General features: G+C 53.8%; 1 pseudogene. It reads left to right on the top strand.

Annotated features, from left to right (window positions below):
- Positions 1–180 precede the first annotated feature (180 nt).
- Positions 181–900: pseudogene (locus XdyCFBP7245_RS23420) on the top strand (Smlt3024 family type IV secretion system effector); the annotation flags it as partial.
- Positions 901–992 lie beyond the last annotated feature (92 nt).

Genomic DNA, 992 nt, shown 5'->3' with positions numbered 1-992 from the left:
TCAGCGTCGCCGAACGTCAGTTGCATGGATGATTCCTCAACACGAGGCGAGTAGTGTCGCGCATCTGCCGTGCTTTGTTCAGAGGTTCCTTAAAGGACTGGAAGCGGATGGAAGATGCGGTGAGGAAGGTATTAGCCCGCACTAAAGTCCAGTGATTAGTGTATTTACAGGGGGTAACCGATGAGCGGACTGACTGAGCAAGACCTGGAAATCCTTTCCAACTACGCAAATAAAGGCAACCGCGAGCTGTATTGGAACTATCTTTCGCAGCTTGATAGCGCAGACGGCTATGGAACATTGGCATTAGGCGTAGTGCGCAACGACAGCTTGCCAGGGCAAGTGGCTAACAGTTACGCACAAAACTACGCCAAAACGCAGCACGATAATGGCTCGCGCTTTGCCAATGCTGAATTGAGCGAACGCCAGTGGGAAGAGTTCGGACAAACGCTGCTCAAGAAAGATCTTGAGCTTCGGCAATCCTGGTTCGACAAAGAGCGTCCGGATATGGCGCTGAACCTTCCCGGCAAGGATGTCATGCGTGCACACGATCAAGCCTTCCTGGACCATGAGCTCGACCCCAACTGCTGGACACCCCGCGTGCTCCTGCAGGCAGCATTGGAAAAAAGCGGCCCCCAGAAGCTGGAACAGATCTGGACCAACATGCTCGACAACGCGTACGTCGGCGCCACCCGCATCAGCAATACCAGCTACGAGACCTTTGCGCAGATGGGCGTGGTGGACGGTAGCCAGTACCTGGCCAAGCTGGGGGCAACCGAAGCGATCCAGATGCTGGAGGGCCGTTCTGCGATCGATCCAAATGTGATCGGCAGCAACAGTTTCTATGCGATGTACTTCGAAAAAGAACAGAAGTGGATGAATGTCAGCGTCGGTGGCGGGCATCCTGTAATGACCCACTGAAACTCTGCTCAGGTGTTAGTTTTCAGAGGAGACATCGATGAGTGCAGTGATGGACGAAGAACAGATCAAGCGCT

It is taken from the genome of Xanthomonas dyei, from assembly GCF_002939865.1.
In the GTDB taxonomy this organism is placed as follows: domain Bacteria; phylum Pseudomonadota; class Gammaproteobacteria; order Xanthomonadales; family Xanthomonadaceae; genus Xanthomonas; species Xanthomonas dyei.
Note: the sequence above shows the minus strand (reverse complement) of the source record. Positions and strands in the feature narration are given on the sequence as shown.